Source organism: Ralstonia sp. ASV6, assembly GCF_016429285.1.
GTDB classification, from domain to species: Bacteria; Pseudomonadota; Gammaproteobacteria; order Burkholderiales; family Burkholderiaceae; genus Ralstonia; species Ralstonia flaminis.
In genome coordinates, this window is the sequence record NZ_JAELUI010000233.1 from 1 (window position 1) to 5,390 (window position 5,390).

Consider the following 5,390-nt stretch of genomic DNA (forward strand, 5'->3'; position numbering starts at 1 on the left):
TTCGAGCATCGGCTGCTGCTCGCGCAGGATGCCTTCGATCACGGGCTGCTTGCACTCCAGGCAACCGATGCCGGCGCTGCGGCAGCCCTTCTGCACCCACTCCTTCGTGTCTGCGTCAGAGTAGACCTGGTGCAGTTGCCAGACCGGGCACTTGTCCGGATCGCCCGGGTCAGTGCGGCGCACACGGGCCGGGTCGGTCGGCATGGTGCGAACCTTTTTCTCGACGCTTTCCTTATCCTCGCGCATACGGATCGTGTTGCCGTAAGACTTGGACATCTTCTGGCCGTCGAGGCCAGGCATGCGCGATGCCTCCGTCAGCAGCACCTGCGGTTCGGGCAGGATGATCTTGCGGGCGCCTTCCAGATAGCCGAACAAGCGCTCGCGGTCGCCCATCGAGAGGCTCTGCGATTCGGCCAGCAGTGCGCGGGCCTGTTCCAGGGCCTCGTCTTCGCCGCGCTCCTGATAGGCGGTACGCAGTTCGAGATACAGCTTGGCGCGCTTGCCGCCGAGCTTCTTGGCCGCCTCCAGCGCCTTCTCTTCGAAGCCGGGCTCGCGGCCGTACAGGTAGTTGAAGCGGCGGGCGACTTCGCGCGTCATTTCGACGTGCGGCACCTGGTCTTCGCCCACCGGCACGAAGCCGGCGCGGTAGATCAGGATATCGGCGGCCTGCAGCAGCGGATAACCGAGGAAGCCGTAGGTGGAGAGGTCCTTCTCCTTGAGCTTCTCGATCTGGTCCTTGTAGGTCGGCACGCGTTCGAGCCAGCCCAGCGGCGTGCCCATCGACAGCAGCAGGAACAACTCGGCGTGCTCCGGCACACGGCTCTGGATGAACAGCGTCGCCTGCGACGGGTCAACGCCGGCGGCCAGCCAGTCGATCAGCATTTCCCACACCGACGCCTCGATCACCTCGGGCGATTCGTAGTGCGTGGTCAGCGCGTGCCAGTCGGCGACGAAGAAGAAGCACGGGTATTCGGCCTGCAGCCGGACCCAGTTTTTCAGAACGCCGTGGTAGTGCCCCAGGTGCAGAGCACCGGTCGGACGCATGCCGGAGAGTACGCGGTCAGGAAACATGTGGGAAATGGATTGGGAGACTTAAGAAAACAGCATCTGCAGTGGGCTCAGGATCCACTGCAGCAGTTGAAACAGCAGCGCCATGATCGGGCGCATCCAGACGTTGGTGATGACGTTGGAGATGATCAGCGCCATCACGATAAAGAAGCCGAACGGCTCGATGCGCGACAGGCCCAGCGCCATCCGCGGCGGCAGTAGCGCCGCCAGCACGCGCCCGCCATCGAGCGGGGGCAGTGGAAACATGTTGAACGCTGCCATCACCATATTGACCAGAATGCCCGCGCGCGCCATGCCGATCAGGAATGGCTCGTTCACACCGCCCACGGCAAACAGCACCGCCAACACGCCCCAGACAATCGCCTGGATAAAGTTGGAGGCCGGCCCGGCCAGCGCCACCCACATGCCATGCCAACGCGGATCACGCAGGCGGCCGAAGCGCACAGGCACTGGCTTTGCATAGCCGAATACGAACGCACCCTTGGTGGCGAAATACAGCAGCAGCGGCATCGCAATCGTGCCGATGGGATCAATGTGCCGCAGCGGGTTGATGCTGATGCGGCCCATCACATAGGCCGTGTCGTCGCCAAAGTGCTTGGCGACATAGCCGTGCGCCGCCTCATGCAACGTGATGGCGAACAGGACGGGGATCGCGTAAACCGCGATGTTCTGGATCAGTGTGGGGTCCATAGGCGGGCTATTGTAGCAAGCGCGCGCGGCGGCACGCCGGCCGCACATAGCGCATCGGCACGTGCCTACAGGCCAACGCGGGCCGGATCGCCCCGCCCAAGACGCACAAGCTCCGGCTCGCCACTGGTCAAGTCGATAACGGTGGTGGGCTCGGCCGGGGCTGGCCCGCCGTCGATGACGAGTTCGAGCTGCTTCTCCAGCCGCTCGCGGATGGTCTCGGCCTCGTTCAGCGGCGCATCGTCGCCGGGCAATTGCAGCGTGGAGGTGAGCAGCGGCTCGCCCAGTTCGGCCATCAGCGCCAGGGGAATCGCGTGTTCCGGTACACGCAGGCCGATGGTCTTGCGCGACGGGTGCGAGAGCCGGCGTGGCACCTCCTTGGTCGCTTCGAGCAGGAACACGAACGGCCCCGGCGTGGCCGCCTTCACCACGCGGTACTGCTTGTTGTCGACGCGTGCAAATGTGGCCAGCTCAGAAAGGTCCCGGCACATCAGCGCGAGGTGTTGCTTCTCGTCGATGCCGCGTACGCGGCGCAGGCGCTCCACGGCCGACTTGTCGTCCAGATGGCAGGCCAATGCGTAGCAGGAATCGGTGGGCAGCGCGACCAGGCCACCCGCGCGGATGATTTCCGCCGCCTGGCGAATCAAGCGCCCTTGCGGCGTGGTCGGGTGAATCTGGAAGAACTGGGACATGCGGGGTGCTGGGGATGGGTTAGGTGGACGATGGGGTTAAGACATCCACCGGCTCCACACCGGCGTCAGGTTGTCGGGCAGCGGCGGAAGCTCGCCCAGTTCAATGCGGCCTTCGCCCGGGCCGTGGAAATCCGAGCCACGCGAGGCCAGCAAGCCATAGCGGCGTGCCACATCGGCGTACAGCGCATATTGATCGGGCGTATGGCTGCCGGTAATGACTTCAACGCCCTCACCGCCCAGATCCTTGAATTCGTCGAACAGCGCGCTGTGCTCGACCAGCGAGAGCGTGTAACGGCCCGGATGCGCCATCACCGCGACACCGCCGGCGCCCTTGATCCACCCGATTGCCTCAGTCAGACGTGACCAGCGGTGCGGCACGTAGCCCGGTTTGCCTTCGCCAAGGTAGCGACTGAACACTTCCTGAATATCGCGGCAGTGGCCATGCTCGACCAGGAAGCGCGCGAAGTGGGTGCGCGAGATCATGTCCGGGTTGCCGGCGTAGCCCAGCGCGCCCTCATAGGCATCTTGGATACCCAGCTTGGCAAGCGCCTCACTCATGTCTTCCGCGCGGGCGCAGCGGCCCGAGCGTGTGCGCTCCAGCCCCTGCACCAGCTCGGCGTTGTCCGGGTCGATGCCCAAACCAACGATGTGCAGTGTGCGCCCAGCCCAGGTGACGGAAATCTCCACGCCCGACAGATAGGCCATGCCAAGCGACTCGGCCGCCTCTCGCGCGGCCGCTTGTCCGCCCACTTCGTCGTGATCGGTCAGCGCCCACAGCGTCACACCATGCGCAGCGGCACGCGCAGCCACGTCTTGCGGCGCAAGCAGACCGTCCGACACCGTGGAGTGACAGTGCAGATCAGCGTTGCGGGTGGAGGCAGTAGAAAGATTAGGCATTCCGTCATTTTACTGCTGCGACGCGGAATCGGGGGGCCGCCCGCACCACTCGGCGTCGATCGGGAAAAGACCGAGAAGACCCGACTACTCGTGGCGGTGTTGGCGGCCCATGGCCCGCCGCACGCTATAGTGGCCGCATTGTTTCGTTCTCTTCGCTTTGCCATGACCACCCCAGCCACCCTCCCCGCCAATTCCACTCAGCCGGTCGAACAGCGCATCGACGTGCTCGTGGTGGGTGCCGGGCCGGTTGGCCTGTTCGCGGCGTTCCAGGCGGGCGTCCTGGGGCTGTCGTGCGTACTGGTGGATGCGCTGGACCGCCCGGGCGGCCAGTGCACCGAGCTGTATCCGGAAAAACCGATCTACGACATCCCCGCGCTGGTGTCTTGCACCGCGCAGGAACTGGTCGACCGGCTGATGGCCCAGTGCGCGCCGTTCAACTACCCAATCCTGTGTGGCCGGCGCGCTGAAACAGTGGAAACCATCCAAGGCGAGCACGGCCAGCGGTTCCGCGTCACCACCAGTGCCGGCGACGTCTTCGACTGTGCAGCCGTGCTTATCACGGCTGGCAATGGCGCCTTTGCCCCGCAACGCGTGTCCCTGCCCGAGGCTGCGGCATTGGAAGGTCGCCACGTGCACTACGCCGTGCGCGACACCGCCCGCTTTGCAGGCAAGCGGGTCGTGATTGCCGGCGGCGGAGATTCCGCGCTCGACTGGGCACTGGCGCTGCGCAAGACTGCCGCGCGCGTCACGCTCGTGCACCGGCGTGAAGGCTTCCGCGCTGCCGATGCCTCCGTTGCCGAGATGCGCGCCGCCGTTGCTGCGGGTGAGATGGACTTCGTGCTCGGCATGCTCTCGCGGCTGGACAGTACGCCCGATGGCACGCTCACCGGCGTCGCAGTCCGCGGGCGCGAGGGCGAAGTCACCTTGCCCTGCGATGAGGTGATTGCACTGTATGGACTGGTTTCCGAGCCCGGCCCGATCGCCAACTGGGGCGTGGAAATGCGTGCCGGCCGCATCGCAGTGGAAACCACCGCGTATGAAACTTCACGGCCCGGCGTCTTTGCCGCTGGCGATATCGCGCTGTATCCGAACAAGCAAAAGCTGATCCTCTCGGGCTTCCACGAGGTGGCGATGGCGCTGCGCCGCGCATACCGCTACGCGAACCCTGACAAGGCGCTGGTGCATACACACTCAAGCAACGACGCTGGACTACAGACCAAGCTGCATGTGACGGCGGGTTGAATGGCCGCGCCCCTGCGTGCAGCGCACGTCGTTGTCATCGGCGGCTACGGCTTTTTCGGGCGGCGGCTGGTCGAGCGCCTGTCCGTCCACGCGTCGCTGACGGTGACGATTGCCGGGCGATCACTGACGCAGGCACAGGCCCTGACCGCACTGGTGCGGGCTGGCATCGTCAACGATTGGTCGCGACACACGCGCTGGCTGAAAGCCGTATCCGACTGGTTCCTGCACTGGGGCTCAGATGTGGGCGGCATGCACCTGCGTGTCGAAGGCGGGGATGCCGACGGCACCTTGCACTCGCGCCTGTGGCACCTGCTAGCCGTTCGCGGCGACGGCCCTTACGTGCCGACACTCGCTGCCGCAGCGCTGGTCCGTCGGCTCCTGGAAGGCAAACTGCCGCAGCGTGGAGCAATGCCGTGCGTCGGCTTGCTGACGCTGGACGACTTTGCGCGCGAGACCGATGGCCTGGCGATCACGATGCGTGAGGCGCAGGCATGACCGCCTCGCTCTATGAAACGGTGCTCGGCACACAGTACGCGCAGCTTGCGCCCGCCGTGCAGGCCTTTCATCGGATGGCCGGGCTGGTGACACTGCGCGGCGAGGTCGAGACAGAACCGCCCGCCACCTGCATGGCACGCGGCCTAGCCTGGTGCATTCGCACACCACGCACACCGACGCGCGGCCCAATCCGTTTCACACTCGACGCCACCGCCACCCAAGAGACCTGGACACGCCATTTCCCGCGCCAGACGATGCGCTCCACGCTGTCGCTGCATCAGGGGCGCATCATGGAGCGGCTCGGCGCAG

General features: G+C 65.6%; 7 protein-coding genes. 3 read left to right on the plus strand and 4 right to left on the minus strand.

All coding sequences use genetic code 11. The annotated features are described in order from the left end of the window. The 4 genes from JHD73_RS26385 to JHD73_RS26400 all read right to left on the minus strand — a co-directional run. On the minus strand, positions 1-1,071 hold a 1,071-nt coding region (locus JHD73_RS26385), incomplete at its 3' end, for a tryptophan--tRNA ligase (protein WP_199033108.1). Positions 1,072-1,092: 21 nt separating this feature from the next. Continuing rightward, a complete protein-coding gene (locus JHD73_RS26390) occupies positions 1,093-1,758 on the minus strand; it encodes a site-2 protease family protein (protein WP_199033109.1) in 666 nt (221 codons plus the stop codon). Positions 1,759-1,823: 65 nt separating this feature from the next. Beyond that, positions 1,824-2,447: an L-threonylcarbamoyladenylate synthase gene (locus JHD73_RS26395; protein WP_199033110.1), complete on the minus strand. Its 624-nt coding sequence runs from the start codon at positions 2,445-2,447 to the stop codon at positions 1,824-1,826. Positions 2,448-2,483: 36 nt separating this feature from the next. Then, the gene (locus JHD73_RS26400) at positions 2,484-3,344 is read right to left on the minus strand and encodes a 3',5'-nucleoside bisphosphate phosphatase (RefSeq protein WP_199033111.1); all 861 of its coding nucleotides are present in this window, start codon (positions 3,342-3,344) and stop codon (positions 2,484-2,486) included. 162 nt (positions 3,345-3,506) lie between these two features. Between JHD73_RS26400 and JHD73_RS26405 the strand changes: the two genes are divergently transcribed. From JHD73_RS26405 to JHD73_RS26415, 3 genes are all read left to right on the plus strand, one after another. Then, positions 3,507-4,586 (plus strand): NAD(P)/FAD-dependent oxidoreductase, encoded by a 1,080-nt coding sequence (locus JHD73_RS26405; protein ID WP_199033112.1) that lies wholly within the window; start codon positions 3,507-3,509, stop codon positions 4,584-4,586. Beyond that, entirely contained in the window at positions 4,587-5,081 is a 495-nt protein-coding gene (locus JHD73_RS26410) for a hypothetical protein (protein WP_233177164.1), read from the plus strand. Then, the coding region (locus JHD73_RS26415) for a DUF4166 domain-containing protein (RefSeq protein WP_199033113.1) at positions 5,078-5,390 on the plus strand (313 nt) is incomplete at its 3' end. The genes JHD73_RS26410 and JHD73_RS26415, both read left to right, overlap by 4 nt.

Coding starts and splice junctions, on each gene's coding strand:
- JHD73_RS26400 (WP_199033111.1), bottom strand. CDS start 3,344: ATGCCTAATCTTTCTACTGCCTCCACCCGCAACGCTGATCTGCACTGT.
- JHD73_RS26410 (WP_233177164.1), top strand. CDS start 4,587: ATGGCCGCGCCCCTGCGTGCAGCGCACGTCGTTGTCATCGGCGGCTAC.
- JHD73_RS26405 (WP_199033112.1), top strand. CDS start 3,507: ATGACCACCCCAGCCACCCTCCCCGCCAATTCCACTCAGCCGGTCGAA.
- JHD73_RS26395 (WP_199033110.1), bottom strand. CDS start 2,447: ATGTCCCAGTTCTTCCAGATTCACCCGACCACGCCGCAAGGGCGCTTG.
- JHD73_RS26390 (WP_199033109.1), bottom strand. CDS start 1,758: ATGGACCCCACACTGATCCAGAACATCGCGGTTTACGCGATCCCCGTC.